The following is an 18,080-nucleotide window of genomic DNA, read 5'->3' as shown; positions in this document are numbered from 1 at the left end:
GTCGATGGCTTGAAACTGTATGTAACCCGTAAGTAAAGGAGGTAAACCATGGACTTGGTTTTTATCGGAATAATCGTCTTAGCCCTGTTTTTACTCATTCCGGCGGCAGTTAAGATCGTCCCCGAATACGAGAGGGGAGTCCTCTTCCGCCTGGGACGGCTGGTAGGGCAGAGGGGCCCCGGTTTCTTTCTCATCATCCCCTTCGTTGACCGCTTGGTCAGGGTTGACCTGCGCGTGGTAACGATGGATGTCCCGTCACAGGAGGTCATCACCAAGGACAACGTTACCGTGAGGGTAAATGCGGTGGTATTCTTCAGGGTGGTCAACCCTGAGGACTCGGTCGTCAAGGTTTTAGACCACGTTCGGGCGACCTCCCAGATATCACAGACGACGCTGCGGAATGTACTGGGACAATCCGAGCTTGACGAACTGCTGGCGCAGAGAGAGATGCTAAACCAGAAACTGCAGCAGATCATCGATGAGCACACCGACCCCTGGGGAGTGAAGGTCAGCACCGTCGAGATCAAGGAAGTCGAACTCCCCGAGCAGATGAAGCGGATGATGTCCGCTCAGGCTGAGGCTGAACGGGAGAGACGGGCTAAAATCATCCACGCCGACGGCGAGTTCCAGGCTTCAGAGCGGCTGGCCGAAGCGGGCTCCGTCATCGGTAGAGACCCGGCGACACTGCAGCTCCGCTACCTGCAAACACTGGTTGAGATATCCTCGGAGAAGAGTACCACTATCGTTTTCCCATTACCGATGAATATCTTCGAAGCCTTTATCCAGAAGGGTCAGGCCAGAAGCTCCTAGGCTAGTGTCCCAACAACACCTTAACAATATCTGTCATTCCCGTACTTGATACGGGGCGGGAATGACAATATGGTTGCGATGATTGTAAAGTAATCTCCAGGACACTACACTAGCCCGGGAACTCCCGATAACTGGCGGAGGAAATTCACCCGTAGCTAAAAACATTAAGGAGGGGGTAGTTATACTACCCCCTCCTCCCAAAACCGGGCGTTCTATCGCTCAGTCACGCATAGTTCACCCTGAAGGTTCACCCCGAAGGGTAACGTCTCCGGCGACAATCCGGTTCAGCTTACCGTCTCCCCCGCGCACCAGCAGACTGCCGTCCCTGGCAACGTCTTCGGCGGTACCTTCATAAACGCCTTCCCCCGTTGTCACCCGCACCCTCTTGCCCAGTGTCACCAGGTTATCCCGCCACTCTTCGTAAACGGTCCCTCCGGTTGATAGACCCAGGTACAACCTCTCCATCTCAACCAACAAACTTCTCAACACATCCAGTCGTGATACTGCGCCCCCCAGCTCATCGGAGAGGCTGGTGGCGATTTGTCTTATCTCCGGGAAGTCAGACAACTTGAGGTTAACATTGATGCCGATGCCGATAATGGCATGGTTGACCCGCCTCCCCTTAAGGTCGTTCTCAATCAAAATACCGCATACCTTCTTACCATAGAGGAGAACATCATTGGGCCACTTTATCTGTGCCTTCAGGCCGGTGGTCAGCTTTATACTGTGAACCACGGACAGAGAGGCGAGCATCACCAGCGACGGCAGGTGATCCAGCGGAGGACGGAGAATAACCGACACAGCGATACTCCCCCCCGGTGACAGCCAGGCCCGCTGCAAACGCCCCCGGCCGGCCGTTTGCTCGTCAGCTATAATCACCGTTCCTTCAGCAGCCCCCTGCCGTGCTTCCTGCCGGGCGATATCCATGGTGGAAGTGAGGCTGGGAAAGTAAATGGCCCTCTGCCCGATGAAGCGCGTCTCCAGCCCCTCCGTAACGGCAGCCGCGGATAGTCCATCTGCTGACATTCATCCCTCCGGCATAAATATAACACAATCCCGGTATGGTAGATTAGTTACCTGTTTCAATTGTTGTTAAACGCCCTCACAAAAGAGATTTGTAAAAACAGGCAGGATACAATAAAATGAGACTGGCGTTTGCGGAGGGGTCGCATAGTGGTCTAGTGCGGGCGCCTGCTAAGTGCTTACCCTGGGTAACCGGGGTCGAGGGTTCGAATCCCTCCCCCTCCGCCAGATTCGCCCACCGATAAGGGCAGTCTATTAGCAAAGCCAGCACAGGACAGAAGATTATGCCCCATTATCATATCTGGACAACAGGCTGCCAGATGAACAAGGCGGAATCGGACGGGCTTGGCTCTTTCTTTGAGCAGCATGGCTACCGACCCGCAGCCACTACCGAGCAGGCGGATATCATCGTGCTCAATAGCTGCGTGGTACGCCAGAGCGCGGAAAACCGCCTGGTCCACAAGCTCAACGCCCTCAAAGCCCTGAAAAAAGCCCGTCCCGGTCTTACCCTGGCGGTTACCGGCTGCCTGGTCAACTCAAACACTGAGGAGTTAAAAAAGAGCTTTCCCCATGTCGACTTCTTTTTCAAGCCCGGTGACTACCCGCAGTGGCTGGACAAGTCTGGCGCTCAGATACTGTCCCGCCATCCCTCACACACTATCTACGTCCCCATTATCCAGGGCTGTGACAACTTCTGCTCCTACTGCATTGTCCCCTACCGCCGCGGACGGGAAAAGAGCCGCCCCATAGCTGAGATAGTCTGCGAGGTCAGAGAGCTGGCGCGCCGCGGCACCAGGGAGGTCACCCTGCTCGGGCAAAACGTCGATTCCTACGGGCACGACCTGCCCGGGCAACCGGACCTGGCCGATTTACTCACCGAACTGAATACCGTAGACGGACTAGCCCGACTGCGCTTTTTGACCAATCACCCCAAGGACATGAGCGACAGGCTCATCGAAGCCGTAGCCCGCCTGGACAGGGTCTGCGAGCAGATAAATCTCCCGGTACAGTCCGGCGATAACGACATATTGAAAGCGATGAGGCGGGGCTATACCGCAGAGCACTACAGTCAGCTTATCGACCGGATACGCTCTGAAATACCCGGGGTAGCCCTGAGCACCGATGTCATCGTCGGCTTCCCTGGAGAGAGTGAGGAACAATTCCGGCACACATTCGACCTTCTAGCCGGGCTCAGATTTGATACCGTCCATGTCGCTGCCTACTCTCCCAGACCGCAGACCATCGCCGCCCGGGAGCTTGAGGACAGCGTCCCGCCGGACGGGAAAAAGAGACGGCTTAACCTGATTGAGCAGCTCCAGGAGGGCATCGCCACGGAGATTAATGCTCAGCTCCTGGGCAAGGCGGTTGAAGTCCTGGTAGAAGGGAAGAAGAAAGACAGGTGGCAGGGACGGACCAGAAGTGATAAACTGGTGTTCTTCAGTGATAATGACGACCGCACGGGGCAACTGGTCAATGTCATCATTGAGCATACCAGCCCCTGGGCGTTACAGGGGAGTTTGATAAAAATAAACCGGGCTGAATTAAGGAGGGATAATGACGGGTAGTTTGGTGCCTTTACTCATCTTTATGGCAATCATTTTTGCCATGTTCTATTTTATGATGATACGGCCGCTACGCCAGCGCGAGAGAAAACACGACCAGTTGATTGATCAACTGGAGAAGGGAGACATGGTAATTACCGCCGGTGGCATCTACGGACGGGTGGAGAGCATTGATGAGGACAGCATCGTCCTTAAAGTAGAATCGGGAGCAACAATCCGGGTAACCAAAGGCGGCGTACTCAGCCGGCCGGGAGCCATGCCGACTGTCTGACCGACGGTAAAGTCCCCCGAAGACCGCCGCGAGAAGGCTAACATTATCATAATTAAGGGGGGGATTATTTTCTTTGATCATAGCTTCTCCGCTGCTATAATCAGTAACTTAACGCATAAAAAGGAAGGGGTAATGGTGAATAAATTCGGAATCTCCCCGGAGCAACTCAACAACATCATCGACACCGCCCTGAACGAGGATATCGGCAGCGGCGATGTCACCAGTGACACGCTGATACCTCCCGGACTCCACGGCAGGGCTTACCTCCTGGTCAAAGCGGAGGGCGTTCTGGCCGGTATTGACCTGGTCAGGGAGATATTCCGGCGTGTTGACCCTGCGCTCACCTTTGACATACTGTTTCAGGATGGCAGCCGGATAAAACGGGGCGATATCATCGCCACCGTATCCGGCAGAGTGAGCAGCATCCTCACCCCCGAACGGGTATCTCTCAATTTTCTGCAAAAGCTCAGCGGCATCGCCACGCAAACGGCGCAGCTTGTCGTCGGAGCTGGCGACCTGCCGGTCACCATCCTGGATACCCGCAAGACGACGCCGGGGCTCAGGGCGCTGGAAAGGTACGCGGTACGCGTCGGCGGGGGGAAGAACCATCGCTTTAACCTGACCGACCTCATCCTGATTAAGGACAACCACCTGGTGGCAATGCGCGCCCTGGGCATGAGCCTGAAGGAAATTATCGCCAAAGCCAGAGAAAACTCCCCGCTGAGCCTGAAGATTGAGGTGGAGGTGACCTCTCCCGAAGAAGCCCTGGAAGCCGTCGAAGCCGGGGCGGATATAATCATGCCGGACAACATGAGTCCCGATGAAATGCGTCACCTGATAAGTCTGCTACCGTTCAATGTCAAGACTGAAGCCTCGGGCGGCGTCACCGTGGACAATATCCGTGAAGTAGCCGCCAGCGGGGTCAATTTCATCTCCAGCGGCGCCCTCACCCACTCCACCAAAGCCCTCGATATCAGCATCGAGCTTGAGCCGGATAGCGTCAGACTGCTCTGAGGGGATTGTTTAGCAGCTAACCTGGCATCTTGCCTGCCCCCTCTCTTAAATCTCTTCCCCTTCTCCTGCCAGGAGAAGGGGATAAAGGGGATGAGGTTATCTGCCTGTCTACCCCGCTGAGAGGACACCAGCCTACCGACGAAGCTTATCCCTTACTCCGATGCGGGAGCCGGTATCCAGAATGCCGCCACCGCGGGTTAAGCTCGCTTTTTCTGGATTCCGTGTCAGGCACGGAATGATAAATCATGTTATTAAACAGGCTTTCTGAGTGTTGTCAGCTGATCGGCGTTTCCCGCCGCATCTTGCGGACGAGTAAAGGAACGGCCACCGCCAGGACCAGCAGGCAAATCCACTGTACCTGATTCAGGGACAGGAAAACGGTATTGCTGTCCAGCCTCAAGAAGGAAAGAAAGAAACGCCCCACCGAATACATGACCAGGTAGAGCAGAAAGAGCGCGCCGCCGGGCTGAATACGCCCCCGCAGCTTCCACAGCACCCCGAAGATAGCCAGGTTCATCAGCAGCTCGTACGCCACCTGCGGGTGTGTCGGCGGCAGACCGTAGCTCGGACTGCCGGGGTGAGTATAGACCACTCCCCAGGGCAACGTGGTGGAAGTGCTGATGTGTTCTCCGTTAATAATATCCCCGATGCGTCCTATCGCCTGCGCCAGGACCAGTCCCGGAGCAATCGAATCGGCATAACCATCCAGCGAAAAATGACTGATTCTGGCGAATATCATTGCCGCCAGTGTTCCTCCCAGTACCGCCCCCCAGATGGCCAGTCCCCCTGTCCAGATGGCAAAGATAGCCGCCGGATTAGCCGAGTAGAAGTCCCAGTAGTCTATTACATGCACCAGGCGGGCGCCGATGATACCTCCGGGAATAGTCCAGACCGCCAGTGAATACAATCTATCGACAGAAAGGCCCGCTTTAGCCACCAGGTAAGCGGAGAGCCAGACCGCTACCGCGATGCCGACCACAATAAACAGACCGTGCCAGGACAGAGCAAAGGGGCCCAGGACAAACAATATCGGGTCCATTCCAATTGTTATCATCTGCCCTCCTCACCCTCCAGAACCAGGACATGGGTCAGGAAATCGACTTCCCTGAGACTGCCGACGATCTCCTTCCGTTCCCCGAAGAGCGTTTTGAGCATGATTTTACCGTCCTCGACACTGAGCGAGGCAACCTCTTCCATCACCAGCTCCCGGGCGCCGTTACGGTCAACATACGCCTTTGACAAGCACATTCTACGCCTCCTTTCCCTTAAGGGTAAACCTTCAGTGTGAACCCTCCAGTTCCCCCAGGGCACGGGATAACATTTCACTGGCCCGGTCCATCTCCTGCGCCGCCGCCAGCATTTTCTCACCCACACCGGACTCCCCCAGGCTCCTCATTTTGTCCGCCCATTCCCTGAACTCCTCCCCGTGTTCTTTATTATGGACTATCCAGTGCTCAAGCAGAATCTTCAGTTTAGCTTTATCATCGGCAGCCATGACACACCTCCACAAATAGTACCTTCAGACGACTCTGCAAATAGTCCCCCCTCTGCAAAAACTGTCCCGCTTCACTCAAGTTTAAAATTTGTCCCGGCTATCGAGCATTATGGTTACCGGGCCATCATTATGAATTTCCACCCGCATATACTGCTGAAAGCGGCCCGTAGCCACTTTCAGCCCGCTGGCGCGTGCCTGCTCAACAAACTGTTCAAATAAAGCTTCTGCCTGCTCCGGCGGCGCCGCCCCGGTAAAGCTGGGACGGCGTCCTTTCCTGGTATCGGCCAGAAGGGTAAACTGGCTCACTATCAGCACCTCCCCGCCAATGTCCAGCAGCGAAAGGTTGAACCTGCCCCCTTCATCGGGGAAGATACGCAGGTCAATCATTTTTGGCACCAGGTAACGGACGTCCTTATCCGTATCGTCAGCGGCCACGCCGACGAAAACCACCAGACCCCGCCCGACCCTGCCCACCTCCTCATCATCAACGCTGACCGAGGCTCCGCTGACCCGCTGCAGTAATGCCTTCACCAGAATATTCTATCGCAATAGAACCACCGGGGCAATTCCTAAAATCAGGAAAGACCCGCGGATAGATATTATGCGGTTCTGGCTGGTGGTGTCATTTCGATACCATTCCGCCTGTGGTTGGGATACCCCACCTTTCAGATTGCCACGTCGGCTGCGCCTCCTCGCAATGACATAGAAAAACTACCGAAGGCAAATGTTATCGAAGAGAATTTTTCTTCTGGACTTTTCCGGTATAAGGGAGTAGAATAATAGTGATGAGAGTTGTGCCGAGGCTCATTTATGGTGAATAGCATGAAACTCAAACTGTTGACGCTGACAGTAAGGTAACGAAGCAAGCACTGAGCCAGACGGCCAGTGCTTGTTAAGTTTAAGGAGGTATCGTTATGCAGTCGAGTCTGATTGGAAAAATCGAAAAGGCGAAACGCTACGCTCAAGAGAAAGAACGGGTTACCTTCTCCGCGCTCTCCGTCAAATTCCGTGGAGAGAATGACGATTATACTATTGACTACCATGACGGCCACTGGCACTGCTCCTGCCACTTCTTCTCCAACTGGGGACTGTGCAGCCACACCATGGCATTAGAGAAGATCCTGGGCAACATGCTCCCCGAAGAAGCCCTGACAACACAGTTCGAAGCGATACCCTGAAAGCTTAATCACTACCCGACCTTGCCGGCGGCAGGCCATAACGCCTGTCAGCCTGCTCTTTTTTCCCAACGCCTTCTTTTCTCCTCCCCACCGCAAGTTACACCTTTTTACGCTTCCATCTGCCCAGCCGGAAATAGGCTGTATAAGCCACCGCCCCGGCCAGATTCCCAGCCACTATCGCCCACCGTATTCCGTAGACGCCAAGCTCATCAACCCGTGGGAGCAGAACTGACAGGGGAACCTGTACCACCCAGATCATAAGCAGGCTAATCAGCATCGGCGGTAGTGTGTCGCCAGACCCGGAAATAGTCATCTGCAGTACAGCCACAAACCCCAGCACCAGGTAGCCCAGCGCCTCTATCCTGATGAAGCTGCTGGCCATGGCCACAAAGTCGGGGTCAGTATTGAAAATGCTGATGATACTTTCCGCCCGCAGCATCACTGCCAGGGCTAAGAAAATGATAAACCCTTCCATCAACCCGGCGGCCAGCCAGCCGCTCTTCTCGGCCCGCTCCGGCTGGCCGGCGCCCAGGTTCTGCCCCACCAGTACCCCGCCAGCCATCCCCAACCCCCAGCCGGGCAGATATAAAAACATCTCTATCCTCTCAGCCAGAATATGCGCCGCCACCGCCAGTGTCCCAAACGGCGTCACCAACCGCAAAAGCATCATACGGCCAAAAGTACGCGCCATCCCCATAATGGAAGCGGGAACACCAATCTTGACAATGCGCCAGATGATACCGGCCTCAAAGCGGAAACCTCTAAGGGTAAGCCGCAGCCGTGACCGCCCGCTGAAGAGTATCCAGAGGGTCAGTACCATCCCCAGAACGTAGGCGATGAGATTAGCCGTCGCCGCTCCGCTGACGCCCATGCGGGGGAATATCCACCAGCCGAGAATGAGAAAGGGGTCCAGAATCAGGTGAAGGCCACGGGCGGCCATAGTTATCTTCATCGGCCTTAATGCATCCCCTGACGCCTGCATGATGGCCTCTCCCATCATCCATAAGGACATCGCCAGTGAGCCGATCAATTGTATCCGCATGTAGGCGGCCCCTTCTGAAACCACCGCCGCTTCCAGGTTAAACAGCATCAGTATCGGCTCGGTAAGAAATATGCCTACCGAAGTGACCACCACGGCATAGACAGCGCTGATAGCGAAGGCTTGCCCGGCGACATGGTTAGCCCCGGCGGCATCGCCGGCTCCCACAAAACGGGCAACCATGGCCCTGGTACCGGTACTGAGTCCCCACCTGGCCACCATCAGCATCCAGACCACCATACCGGCAACGCCCACCCCGGCAATAGAGGCTGGCCCAAGCTGACCCACCCAGATCAGGTCAACGGTCATACCAATGACCCAGAGGCTCTCATTGAGCACCATGGGCCAGGATAGGCTCAGGAGATTACGAACGATACTGCCGCTGGTCCAGTCCCTATCAAACGCGGACTTCCCCGCAGGCGAATCCTTGACAGCTACCACGATAAGGGTCTCCGTACCTGAAATTTAGCCACGGATAAGGCGTTCCGCCTGCTCGATCGCCCCGGCAACCACGAACAATGAACCGGTAACGCAAATGAGGTCCTTTTCCCCGGCCATGGCCAGCGCCAGAGGCAGGGCTGCGGAAATATCCTCGGTTGCCTGTGCCGTCACTCCCTGCCGGCTGAACTCAGCGACAACGGAAGCCGTGGGCATTGCCCGGGGATGTATGGAGTGGGTGGCGATTACTTCATCAAACAGGGGAGCTAACTCAGCAACAATTCCGGCGATATTCTTGTCAGACGAAGCCCCGAAAATCAGAATAGCGCGGTCAAAGTCAAAATACTGTTCCAGGGCCAGCCTCAGCTTACGGGCGGAATCAGGATTATGGGCGCCGTCAACCACCACCAGCGGGTGACGGCCCAGTACCTGTAGCCGCCCCGGCCAGTTCACCCGCGCCAGCCCTCCGCTAAGGTTATCCCCGGACACAGACAATCCCTTTTCCATTAAGACCTCCAGGGCAGCCACGGCGGTAGCCGTGTTCTGTAGCTGGTGCTGCCCCAGCAGCGGGATTGACAACTGATAACTGCCCAGTCTGCCCTTTACCTGGAATGATTGCTGACTACTGTCGAAGCCGAGGCCCTGCCAGGTAACATCACTGCCCACCCTGACCAGCCGGGCGTCAGCGGCGAGGCAGGCCCGTTCAATTACCCGGGCGGCTTCCTCAGCCTGAGGGGAGGTCACCACTACGGTACCGGGCTTGATGATGCCGGCCTTCTCGGAGGCAATCTCGGTCAGGGTGTCCCCCAGTACGTCAGTGTGATCGTAGCTGATCGAGGTGAAAACGCAGACGTCAGGCTGCACCAGATTGGTGGCGTCAAGCCTGCCCCCCAGGCCCACCTCAATCACCTGGATATCCGCCTCTTTCTGCTCAAAGTAGGCAAAGCCCAGAGCCGTTATCAGCTCGAAGGTGGTCAAGCGTCCGTAGGTAGCCCTGTCGTTCACCTTCTTAACCTCGGGCTTGATTTTTTCCACAAGCGCGACAAGCTCATCGTCAGAGATTAGCCGGTCATTGACCCGGATACGCTCGTTAAAGACGTGAAGATGAGGTGAGGTGAACAGCCCGGTAGTATATCCGGCGGTGGTAAGCACTGAAGCCATCATCGCCGCTACGCTCCCCTTACCCTTACTGCCGGTAATGTGAGCTGTCTTCCTTTTCAGATGGGGGTTACCCAGCCGGGATAGCAACTCCCCCATACGCCTGAGGTCATAGTGGACGGCGTCACGCGGCCGGGCGTCCCTTTCATAGTCAATAAAGCTGTAGATATAGTCCAGAGCCTGCTGATAACGAGTAGTTGCTGACCTCATACCCTTCCGTCCTTGGGAAATGTTAAGGCTAATTATAGCACCGCTACTCACTACCCACAACTGAACCCCCCGGCGCAAGCCGGCTCCTGACAGCCTGACCCAGCCAGGTTTGATAATCAGCAATTGCCGTGATATTATGTTTGCAACCAACAGTACTGCAAGCGACCTGACAAATTCAGCACGGAGGATATTGCCGGGCGGTTACGCCTGATTTCTCCAGAACCTTTTTACTGAGGAGCGAAGTCCAGTGAGCAAAACCAGAGTTGGCATCATCAATGTTACCGGCTATGCCGGTGTTGAACTGGCCAGACTGCTTTACCGGCACCCGGAGGCAGAGCTGACCTCGGTTACGGGGCGGAGCGCCGCCGGGCAAAAGCTGGGTAAGGTCTTTCCCCACCTTGCCAGTATTGACCTGACCATCCAGCCCGAGCTTGAGGAGGTGGATATCGCCTTCTCGGCCATGCCCCACAAGGACAGCGCCAAAGAGGTTGTCCCCTTGCTCCAGAAAGGGGTCAAGGTGGTGGATATCAGCGCTGATTTCCGGCTGAAAGACGCCGCGGAATACCCGGCCTGGTACGGCTTTACCCACCCGGCTCCGGAGCTGCTGACAGAAGCGGTGTTCGGGCTGCCTGAGCTATATTACTCCAGGCTGACCTCCGCCCGCCTGGTGGCTAACCCCGGTTGCTACCCCACCGGAGCGATTCTGGCGCTGGCTCCGGCAGTCAAGGCGGGACTGATTGAGCCTGATATTATCATCGACAGCAAGTCCGGAGTCTCCGGGGCTGGCCGCACGCTCAGCCTGACCACGCACTACCCGGAGACCAATGAAGATGTATCCGCTTACGCCCTGGACGGGCACCGGCACCAGCCTGAGATTGCCCAGGAGCTGAAGCTGCTCAGTCCCCGGCGGCCGCCCTCGGTTACCTTCATCCCGCACCTGATACCGATGACCCGGGGCATACTGACCACCGCCTATGCCACTCTATCTCCGGGTAAAATCGCCGCCGGTGAAAAGGGAAAGCAGGAGCTTAGAGACCTTTACCTGGACTTCTACCGGGACAAACCCTTCGCCAGGATAGCTGAATCCTCTCCCCACACCAAGCACACCTGGGGGAACAACCTCTGCCTTATCTACCCCACCATATCCCGCGGCGGAGAGAAGCTCATCGTCATCAGCTGTCTGGACAACCTGGTGAAAGGGGCTGCCGGTCAGGCTATCCAGAACATGAACATTATGCTCGGCTTGCCGGAAACTACCGGACTTGAGGCGCTGGCTGTTTTCCCCTGACCTCCGACGCTCTCGGCGAACCAACGACGGTATAACCCCGCGATAGTTTGTCCCAAACCGCAATAAGACCGCCATTAAAAAAGAAGAGGAGCAATCTGTTTTGGCTGAGGGTAAAAAGAAGCGGAAGATTTTCTACGGCAGAGTTACCGCCTGGCCTTCATCACGTTCTCCATTGTGGCCACTATCGCCATGGTGCTGGCCTTATTTGCCCGGCCGCCCCGCCTTACCGGTAAGAGACGAGACATTTGAGAAGGCCTGAAGGAATCAGATACAATGATAGTTAATAGCTCGATCCCGGTTCTGAAGGGGGGACTGATATGACCGGCAGCAGCACGCGTCTGCCCCGGGATGTAAGGGAGCGATTCCGGGATTTACGTGCACTGGAAGGGATGTTAATCACGCCTGAGGACAGGGTCTGGCTGGAGAAGCCGCCCGCCCGGCCTGCGCCGAAGCCTACAGTGCTCTATCTGGGGTGTAATATTTTACGCACGCCTCACCTGGCGCAAACTATAGTCGCCCTCTTTGAGCACATCGGAGAGGACTTCGTAGCTTTGGGCGGGACTGCCTTTTGCTGCGGGCTGCCCGTTCAGACCACTGAGAACCGGGGACAGTCCTGGGGCGAAAGACTGACGATCCAGTTCGGACACTTCCAGCCGCAGCAGGTTGTGATGTGGTGCCCCTCATGCCTTTACTACCACCAGGAAGTCCTGGCGCTGGCGACACCTTACCCCGTGGTCCATGTGACGGAGTTCCTGGCGGAGAACAAGCACCGCTTCTCCTTCTCGCCTCTACCACCCACCAGGATAGCCCTCCACTACCACTGCGGTTCCCCGGCTCAAGACCGGCAGGCTGCGGCGGTCCGGAGCCTGCTTGCTGCCGTGCCCGGAATCGAAACCCGGGAGATTGGCAGCCTGCCCACCTGGGGGCGTAACTGCGCCGGAAATCAGAGAGACCGGATGGGACGCGAGGCCTGGGATTCCCTGATTACACCCTTTTTCGACAAGGCGACAGCGCTTCAGGCCGATGTCTTCGCTACGGCTTACCACGGCTGCTTACGGATGTACGGCGGCTATGAAAAAGGACAGCCTTTCTCGGTTGAGCACTACCTTTCCGTGGTGGCCCGCGCCCTGGGAATCACCTACCCGGACAAGTACAAGCAGTATCTTCACTGGAAGGACGAGGAGGCGATCCTCCAAGATGCGAGCGCCAATATGAAAGCCAGTAGCGTTACCGCGAGTTCGGCGTCACCGGTGGTGAAACGTATCTTTGTTGACGATTGTGGCTTTTAATGCCGGCGGGGGCGGGGAACAGGAACGGTCTGCCCGCATTATTGACTGAAGTTACAGTTAGAAGGCGCCAAATTGACGGGCCATTCCTGAACATGGTAAGATAAGAATCACGTAGTAAAGAAGGCATCCTCTAGCCAGAAGGAGAGTCATTGATGAAAGATAAAGTGGAAGTAGTATTAGACAAGATACGCCCCATGCTGGAACGTGACGGCGGTAATGTGGAGCTGGTGGACACCGTTGACGGTACGGTTAAAGTGAGATTAACCGGCGCCTGCGGCGGCTGCCCGATGGCTACCATGACGCTAAAGATGGGAATCGAACAGATACTGAAGGAAGAAATCCCGGAAGTCAAAGAAGTCGTCGCCGTCGATTAAAAGGTCAAACGATAGCCCGAATCAGCGGCCTCGTTTCCATGTCCAGTCTTCAATAAAGAGCGCTAGCACTAAAAGCGCCAGGACCGCTAAAGCGGCTACGCCCGCTCCGGAGAGCGGTGCAGCGAGCTTTAGCAACCTCATTAAAAGTTCCAGCCCCCAGAACCCGGCCAGGGCAACTCCGCTATAAAGCAAGGCTTTGCCTGCCCAGCAGGCCAGTAGAAATCTCCATATCGAGAAACGTAACACGCCAGCGGTCATGCCAGCCACATCAAGGGGCAGGAAAGGAACCAGCGCGAAGACAAAGATGGCCACAATGCCCCATTTCCTCATCCAGTACCGGGCCCTGGTATACGTCCGGTTATCCTGGATGACGCTACGCCCGCTATAACCTGCAACATAACCGACCATCTCCCCCAGCGCCCCCCCGGCGCCGCCGATTATCCCCACCACAACCGGGTTTAAGGCAGCTCCCAGGGCAGAGATTATCAGGATCCCGGGCATGGGCAAAATGATGGTAGCATTAGCCACCAGGCTGATAAGAAAAGCGCCCAGGTAGCCCAGTTCCTTAAACTCGGCTACCCTGTCCCGGTACAGAAATAGGGTAACGCTAATGGCAACCACCAGAAGCACCGTCAGCAAAGGGATGACCAGCCCCCTCAGCATATTACCCTTCTTCTCACCGGCAGACCGCTTATCGCGGTCGACTTTAATACTCATCGTTGCACCCTGAACCCCGCAGCCCCCGGCGTGGTAAAAGAAGCTGAATACAGCCTCCTGAAACCGGGAAGCCAAGGCTATTGCCGAGTGACTGCATCCCTGCTATACTTTACTGGCATGCCCCCATCGTCTAGAGGCCTAGGACGACACCCTTTCAAGGTGTAGACAGCGATTCGAATTCGCTTGGGGGCACCATCCCCTCTTCTCAGAATTTTCCCTTAAGCTCTTGATAGGTCTCCGCCAGGGCTTCCGGAATCACCCTGACATCAGATAGTACCGTCATAAAATTGGTGTCCCCTCCCCAGCGGGGCACGATATGGGTATGAAAATGGTCTTCGATACCGGCCCCGGCTACCTTCCCGATGTTTATCCCAAGATTGAAACCTTCGGGATTAAACGCCTTCCTCAGCACCGTGATACCCCGCCGCACGACTTCAAAGTGCTCGTGGAGTTCCTCATCGGTCAATTCCTCCAGGCTGCCGGCGTGCTGATAAGGTGCTACCAGCAGATGGCCGGGACTGTAGGGATAGCCGTTCAGCATGATGAAGTGCTGACTGCCCCGGTACAGGATATAGTTGGCCACATCATTGTCCTCCTCCGGCTTATCACACAGCATACACCCGGCGGCCTTCTTCATCCTGACATATTCGATGCGCCACGGCGCCCAGATATGCTTCATGCTATTCTCCCTAATTTTGCTGTCACCGCTATTTTAGCACATTACGGATCAAGATATTGGGGCGCCGTTAATGAGTAGTGAGCAGACTGAAATTAGAGGATTGTAAAAAATCCGGCGATGCTTTATATTTAGTCATGGCTAACCTCGACCCGGACAACAGCGGGCTCCAGGCTGACCTCGCAGCCGGCAAACCTGCCGTCGCCGCACGGGGGCGATTTAGCGTCAGCGACCGGGCTGAAGCCGGTACTATCATCGGCTCCCACACCATGACCCATGTCTACGGCCACGGTTTCTATGTCATTATACCGGAAATCTACCGGCAGCTCGGACTGGTTCCTCTTCAAGCGGGCTTGATTGACACCGTAAGGTCACTATGCGGCGGGCTCGGCAGTATGCTGGTGGGCTTCATCGTGGACATATATAAACACCGCCGGGGACTCTTCCTGGGATTGAGCATAATGACCATGGGGGTAGGATACTTTCTGGTCAGCGTCGCCCCCAACTATGCCCTTATCCTGATGGCTCTGGCTTTAGCCAGCATCGGGAATGCCATGTGGCACCCCCCGGGCCTGGGGCTGCTCTCCGAGCGCTACCCCAGGCGGCGCGGTCTGCTCATCGCCCTGCACCGCTCCAGCGGCAGCGTGGGAGATACCTTAAGCCCGCCCCTGGTGGGATTTCTGCTGGTCGCCATCACCTGGCAGCAGACATTACAGGCCGCCCTGCCCCTGGCTATCCTGCTCAGTGTTGTACTGTGGGTTTTGCTGTGGAATGTGGGCGGGAGCAGAGTCCAGCACGGCAGCCTCAAGAGTAATCTCCAGAATTATGCGACTGCCCTGCGTGAAGCGGGGCGGGATTCCGGCCTGCTCACCCTGCTACTCGTCTCCGGGGTGCGGGGCATGGGTGACCGGGGACTCTTCCTGTTCATACCCCTGTACCTGGCGCAGAACCTGGAAATGAGCACGATAGGAATAGGCTTCCACCTGGGCCTGCTTACTTTCCTGGGTATTGCCTCCGGGCCGGTGATAGGAGCCATATCTGACCGCATCGGCCGCAAGCCGATGATAATACTGGTGCTGTTCATGTCCGCCATATTCCCACCCCTGATGGTAATGTCCGGAGCCGGTATCGGCCTGACTATCAGCATCGCCCTCTTCGGTGTTTTCCTCTACTCGATTAACTCCCTGGTCCAGGCAGCGGCCATGGACGTAGCCGAAGGCAAGAAGCTGGAGGGGACCCTCATCGGCTTGCTCTGGGGCAACAACGCCCTCTTCAGTGCCGCCTCACCGATCCTGGCCGGGGCGCTGGCCGGCATCTTTGGTTTTCAGGCGGCCTTCTATTATGCCGCCGTCATGTTTTTCGCCGGGGGTCTGCTGGCTTTCCGCTTACCGGTGCGAAAAATTCCTCAGCCCTAGTCTCCTGTCAGGCAAATGAACAAACAGCCATATCCCTTGAATGAGAGGACTCAGCGTACAGGCCATCCAAGCGCTCATCCCCCGCTTGTTGTCAAAAGATGCCTCTTTGAACTATAGTTAAATCAGGAATGAAAGATAAAACCCCCCCCGGCGAGACGGTAACCTTCCTGGGAACAGGCGGCGCCCGCTTTATGATAATCAGCCAGCTTCTGGCTACCGGCGGCTTATGGTTGAACCTGAACGGTACCCAAATACTGGTTGACCCCGGCCCCGGCTGCATCATCCAGGCAACCAAGAGAAAACTCGACGCCGAAAAACTGAGCGCCATCATCATCTCGCACCGCCACCTGGACCACTCGGCGGATGTCAATATTATGGTCGAGGCGATGACGCAGGGCGGGCATAACCGGCACGGCCGGTTCTTTGCCCCGGCTGACGCCCTGGACAATGAGCCGGTCATCTTCTCCTACCTCAAGGAACGCCTTGAGGGTGTTGAGATCTTGAGGGAGGGAGGGTCATACACGATAGGCGATGTGTCATTCAGCACCCCGGTGAGACACATTCACCTGGTAGAAACCTACGGCATGGTCTTCAGGACTCCCGCGCATACCTTCTCCTATATTGCCGACAGCCGCTATTTCGATGGTCTGTGCCGGCACTATGGCGGTGAGCTGCTCATTATCAACGTGGCCTTTCTGGAACCCAAGCTCATGGACCCGCGAATGGTGGAATCTGCGGAGGCTGACAACAGCCAGTTCCCCGGCGACCATATATCTGTGCCGGATGCGGAGCGTATTATCCGGAAACTAAAGCCCGGTGTAGCTATTATGACTCATTTTGGCATGTCCATGTGGCGGGCAAAACCGTGGCAGATTGCCGAAAAGCTGTCCGAGAAGACCGGCGTTAAGGTAATTGCCGCCCGGGACGGCATGAAGTTCGACCTGGCGCAGGTGGACAACATCCGGGACTAGTAGACTGTACGCACAATCTTTCGCTCAGGAACCCGGTTATCATTGCGAGGAGGCGGAGCCGACGAAGCAATCCCGCTGAATGAGATTGCTTCGCCTCCGCTTGAGCGGGATGGCTCGCAATGACAGGACACGACTACGGTACGAAACGGGTTGTGTTACATCGTACTAGCTTACTTCACTTGATTGAATGCGCCCGGAAACTGTTCTTGACAAAAGCTCAAAAGAGTACTTATACTGGAAATTGACTGGGAAAACTGAATAGCCAAAAGGCTGAGAACGAGACTAGTATGCCCCCAGCGGGGTTCAGAGAGCCGGGTAAGGTGTGAGCCGGTACCGGCGCAGGGGTTGAATGGACTCGGGAGCCGCAAACCGAAAAGGGGTTCCCCCTGAGTAGGCTTTGACGGAAGGGCACCGTTATCAGAGCCTGGGGTATCGCTTAAGAATGCTTGAGCTGTACCTGAAAGAGATGAGGTTGTCCGAAAAGGGCTCCTTGTCATTGCGAGGGCGAAGCCCGTGGCAATCTCTGAGATTGCTTCGCCTTCCGACTTTGTCGGAATGGTTTCGCAATGACAGCCTGGGGACAGCCTCAAGTAGGGTGGCACCGCGAAGGAAAAACCCCTCGCCCCTGCGGGCAGGGGTTTTTTGTTTATGGTACGGGAGGGGCTATATGTATTATCCGACCCTGGAAGAAGTCAAAGGTTACCGGAAGAAAGGTAACCTGGTGCCTGTCTACCGTGAGATTGTGGCCGACCTGGAGACTCCGGTGTCCGCGTTCCTCAAGATTAACCGGGGCGGCTATTCTTTCCTGCTGGAGAGTGTCGAGGGTGGCGAGAGGCTAGCCCGCTACAGCTTTATCGGTACCGAGCCTTACCGGGTACTGACTACCAGGGGAGAGGACAGGGTTGACCCCTTGCCTCCGGTCGCCGAGGAACTGAACAAATATAAACTGGTAGCCGTTAACGGACTGCCCAAGTTCTGCGGTGGCGCTGTAGGCTTTCTCAGCTATGAAACGGTGACCCGCTTTGAAGACTTGCCCTCTCCGGAGCGCGACCCCCTGGGCTTGCCGGAATCGCTGTTCATGTTCGTCGATACCCTGCTCATCTTCGACCATGTTACCCATAAGATAAAGGTATTGAGCCATGTCCATCTCGA

Annotated in this window: 20 protein-coding genes and 2 tRNA genes; 13 read left to right on the top strand and 9 right to left on the bottom strand. The window is 56.1% G+C overall.

Annotated elements, in window-relative coordinates; all coding sequences use genetic code 11:
- Window positions 1–48: 48 nt before the first annotated feature.
- The gene (locus Q8Q07_00760; GenBank protein ID MDP3878822.1) at window positions 49–810 is read left to right on the top strand and encodes a slipin family protein; all 762 of its coding nucleotides are present in this window, start codon (window positions 49–51) and stop codon (window positions 808–810) included.
- Between the two features lie 234 nt (window positions 811–1,044).
- Here the strand turns inward: Q8Q07_00760 and Q8Q07_00755 are convergent, their stop codons facing one another.
- A complete protein-coding gene (locus Q8Q07_00755) occupies window positions 1,045–1,836 on the bottom strand; it encodes a biotin--[acetyl-CoA-carboxylase] ligase (protein MDP3878821.1) in 792 nt (263 codons plus the stop codon).
- Window positions 1,837–1,969: 133 nt separating this feature from the next.
- On the opposite strand from Q8Q07_00755, the gene Q8Q07_00750 reads away from it, so the two are divergent.
- The 4 genes from Q8Q07_00750 to nadC all read left to right on the top strand — a co-directional run bounded on the left by Q8Q07_00750 (window position 1,970) and on the right by nadC (window position 4,680).
- Window positions 1,970–2,061: transfer RNA gene (locus Q8Q07_00750), tRNA-Ser, on the top strand.
- A 56-nt stretch (window positions 2,062–2,117) separates the two neighbouring features.
- Window positions 2,118–3,398 carry a tRNA (N6-isopentenyl adenosine(37)-C2)-methylthiotransferase MiaB gene (gene miaB, locus Q8Q07_00745; GenBank protein MDP3878820.1) on the top strand — a complete coding sequence of 427 codons (1,281 nt, stop codon included), beginning with the start codon at window positions 2,118–2,120 and terminating at the stop codon, window positions 3,396–3,398.
- A complete protein-coding gene (gene yajC / locus Q8Q07_00740) occupies window positions 3,388–3,666 on the top strand; it encodes a preprotein translocase subunit YajC (protein ID MDP3878819.1) in 279 nt (92 codons plus the stop codon). The genes miaB and yajC overlap by 11 nt, the downstream gene beginning before the upstream one ends.
- Window positions 3,667–3,798: 132 nt before the next feature.
- The gene (nadC, locus tag Q8Q07_00735; GenBank protein ID MDP3878818.1) at window positions 3,799–4,680 is read left to right on the top strand and encodes a carboxylating nicotinate-nucleotide diphosphorylase; all 882 of its coding nucleotides are present in this window, start codon (window positions 3,799–3,801) and stop codon (window positions 4,678–4,680) included.
- 274 nt (window positions 4,681–4,954) lie between these two features.
- On the opposite strand, the gene lgt is transcribed toward nadC, so the two are convergent.
- The 4 genes from lgt to dtd form a co-directional block, all read right to left on the bottom strand.
- Window positions 4,955–5,734 carry a prolipoprotein diacylglyceryl transferase gene (lgt, locus tag Q8Q07_00730; GenBank protein ID MDP3878817.1) on the bottom strand — a complete coding sequence of 260 codons (780 nt, stop codon included), beginning with the start codon at window positions 5,732–5,734 and terminating at the stop codon, window positions 4,955–4,957.
- Complete coding sequence (locus Q8Q07_00725; GenBank protein MDP3878816.1) at window positions 5,731–5,922, bottom strand: CooT family nickel-binding protein; 192 nt, start codon at window positions 5,920–5,922, stop codon at window positions 5,731–5,733. Before Q8Q07_00725 ends, lgt begins: the two co-directional genes overlap by 4 nt.
- Before the next feature lie 37 nt (window positions 5,923–5,959).
- A complete protein-coding gene (locus Q8Q07_00720) occupies window positions 5,960–6,175 on the bottom strand; it encodes a hypothetical protein (protein MDP3878815.1) in 216 nt (71 codons plus the stop codon).
- Window positions 6,176–6,256: 81 nt separating this feature from the next.
- Window positions 6,257–6,706, bottom strand: coding sequence for a D-aminoacyl-tRNA deacylase (gene dtd, locus Q8Q07_00715; GenBank protein ID MDP3878814.1), 450 nt, complete (start codon window positions 6,704–6,706; stop codon window positions 6,257–6,259).
- Between the two features lie 383 nt (window positions 6,707–7,089).
- Here dtd and Q8Q07_00710 point away from each other — a divergent pair, with 383 nt between their 5' ends.
- On the top strand, window positions 7,090–7,353 hold the full coding sequence (locus Q8Q07_00710; protein ID MDP3878813.1) for a hypothetical protein: 264 nt from the start codon (window positions 7,090–7,092) through the stop codon (window positions 7,351–7,353).
- A 97-nt stretch (window positions 7,354–7,450) separates the two neighbouring features.
- On the opposite strand, the gene Q8Q07_00705 is transcribed toward Q8Q07_00710, so the two are convergent.
- Window positions 7,451–8,833: an MATE family efflux transporter gene (locus tag Q8Q07_00705; protein ID MDP3878812.1), complete on the bottom strand. Its 1,383-nt coding sequence runs from the start codon at window positions 8,831–8,833 to the stop codon at window positions 7,451–7,453.
- 24 nt (window positions 8,834–8,857) lie between these two features.
- Window positions 8,858–10,198, bottom strand: a complete 1,341-nt coding sequence (locus Q8Q07_00700) for a folylpolyglutamate synthase/dihydrofolate synthase family protein (protein ID MDP3878811.1) — start codon at window positions 10,196–10,198, stop codon at window positions 8,858–8,860.
- Between the two features lie 247 nt (window positions 10,199–10,445).
- On the opposite strand from Q8Q07_00700, the gene argC reads away from it, so the two are divergent.
- The 3 genes from argC (at window position 10,446) to Q8Q07_00685 (ending at window position 13,149) form a co-directional block, all read left to right on the top strand.
- Complete coding sequence (gene argC / locus Q8Q07_00695; protein MDP3878810.1) at window positions 10,446–11,486, top strand: N-acetyl-gamma-glutamyl-phosphate reductase; 1,041 nt, start codon at window positions 10,446–10,448, stop codon at window positions 11,484–11,486.
- Window positions 11,487–11,803: 317 nt separating this feature from the next.
- On the top strand, window positions 11,804–12,775 hold the full coding sequence (locus Q8Q07_00690) for a heterodisulfide reductase-related iron-sulfur binding cluster (GenBank protein ID MDP3878809.1): 972 nt from the start codon (window positions 11,804–11,806) through the stop codon (window positions 12,773–12,775).
- Between the two features lie 152 nt (window positions 12,776–12,927).
- Window positions 12,928–13,149, top strand: a complete 222-nt coding sequence (locus Q8Q07_00685) for a NifU family protein (protein ID MDP3878808.1) — start codon at window positions 12,928–12,930, stop codon at window positions 13,147–13,149.
- A gap of 21 nt (window positions 13,150–13,170) precedes the next feature.
- Here the strand turns inward: Q8Q07_00685 and Q8Q07_00680 are convergent, their stop codons facing one another.
- A complete protein-coding gene (locus Q8Q07_00680; protein ID MDP3878807.1) occupies window positions 13,171–13,866 on the bottom strand; it encodes a VTT domain-containing protein in 696 nt (231 codons plus the stop codon).
- A gap of 119 nt (window positions 13,867–13,985) precedes the next feature.
- On the opposite strand from Q8Q07_00680, the gene Q8Q07_00675 reads away from it, so the two are divergent.
- A tRNA-Glu gene (locus Q8Q07_00675) sits at window positions 13,986–14,061 on the top strand.
- A 10-nt stretch (window positions 14,062–14,071) separates the two neighbouring features.
- On the opposite strand, the gene Q8Q07_00670 is transcribed toward Q8Q07_00675, so the two are convergent.
- Complete coding sequence (locus Q8Q07_00670; protein ID MDP3878806.1) at window positions 14,072–14,545, bottom strand: HIT domain-containing protein; 474 nt, start codon at window positions 14,543–14,545, stop codon at window positions 14,072–14,074.
- 77 nt (window positions 14,546–14,622) lie between these two features.
- Between Q8Q07_00670 and Q8Q07_00665 the strand changes: the two genes are divergently transcribed.
- From Q8Q07_00665 to Q8Q07_00655, 3 genes are all read left to right on the top strand, one after another.
- Complete coding sequence (locus tag Q8Q07_00665) at window positions 14,623–15,957, top strand: MFS transporter (GenBank protein MDP3878805.1); 1,335 nt, start codon at window positions 14,623–14,625, stop codon at window positions 15,955–15,957.
- A gap of 128 nt (window positions 15,958–16,085) precedes the next feature.
- Entirely contained in the window at window positions 16,086–16,928 is an 843-nt protein-coding gene (locus Q8Q07_00660; GenBank protein ID MDP3878804.1) for an MBL fold metallo-hydrolase, read from the top strand.
- A gap of 667 nt (window positions 16,929–17,595) precedes the next feature.
- Window positions 17,596–18,080, top strand: a 485-nt coding sequence (locus Q8Q07_00655) for an anthranilate synthase component I (GenBank protein MDP3878803.1), incomplete at its 3' end; no start/stop codon positions are given.

The organism is Dehalococcoidales bacterium, assembly GCA_030698765.1.
GTDB lineage: Bacteria > Chloroflexota > Dehalococcoidia > Dehalococcoidales > UBA2162 > JAUYMF01.
This window is presented reverse-complemented; position numbering and strand designations above follow the sequence as displayed.

Coding starts and splice junctions, on each gene's coding strand:
- Q8Q07_00690 (MDP3878809.1), top strand. CDS start 11,804: ATGACCGGCAGCAGCACGCGTCTGCCCCGGGATGTAAGGGAGCGATTC.
- lgt (MDP3878817.1), bottom strand. CDS start 5,734: ATGATAACAATTGGAATGGACCCGATATTGTTTGTCCTGGGCCCCTTT.
- nadC (MDP3878818.1), top strand. CDS start 3,799: ATGGTGAATAAATTCGGAATCTCCCCGGAGCAACTCAACAACATCATC.
- Q8Q07_00685 (MDP3878808.1), top strand. CDS start 12,928: ATGAAAGATAAAGTGGAAGTAGTATTAGACAAGATACGCCCCATGCTG.
- Q8Q07_00660 (MDP3878804.1), top strand. CDS start 16,086: ATGAAAGATAAAACCCCCCCCGGCGAGACGGTAACCTTCCTGGGAACA.
- Q8Q07_00720 (MDP3878815.1), bottom strand. CDS start 6,175: ATGGCTGCCGATGATAAAGCTAAACTGAAGATTCTGCTTGAGCACTGG.
- Q8Q07_00710 (MDP3878813.1), top strand. CDS start 7,090: ATGCAGTCGAGTCTGATTGGAAAAATCGAAAAGGCGAAACGCTACGCT.
- Q8Q07_00700 (MDP3878811.1), bottom strand. CDS start 10,198: ATGAGGTCAGCAACTACTCGTTATCAGCAGGCTCTGGACTATATCTAC.
- Q8Q07_00670 (MDP3878806.1), bottom strand. CDS start 14,545: ATGAAGCATATCTGGGCGCCGTGGCGCATCGAATATGTCAGGATGAAG.
- Q8Q07_00755 (MDP3878821.1), bottom strand. CDS start 1,836: ATGTCAGCAGATGGACTATCCGCGGCTGCCGTTACGGAGGGGCTGGAG.
- Q8Q07_00680 (MDP3878807.1), bottom strand. CDS start 13,866: ATGAGTATTAAAGTCGACCGCGATAAGCGGTCTGCCGGTGAGAAGAAG.
- Q8Q07_00760 (MDP3878822.1), top strand. CDS start 49: ATGGACTTGGTTTTTATCGGAATAATCGTCTTAGCCCTGTTTTTACTC.
- yajC (MDP3878819.1), top strand. CDS start 3,388: ATGACGGGTAGTTTGGTGCCTTTACTCATCTTTATGGCAATCATTTTT.
- miaB (MDP3878820.1), top strand. CDS start 2,118: ATGCCCCATTATCATATCTGGACAACAGGCTGCCAGATGAACAAGGCG.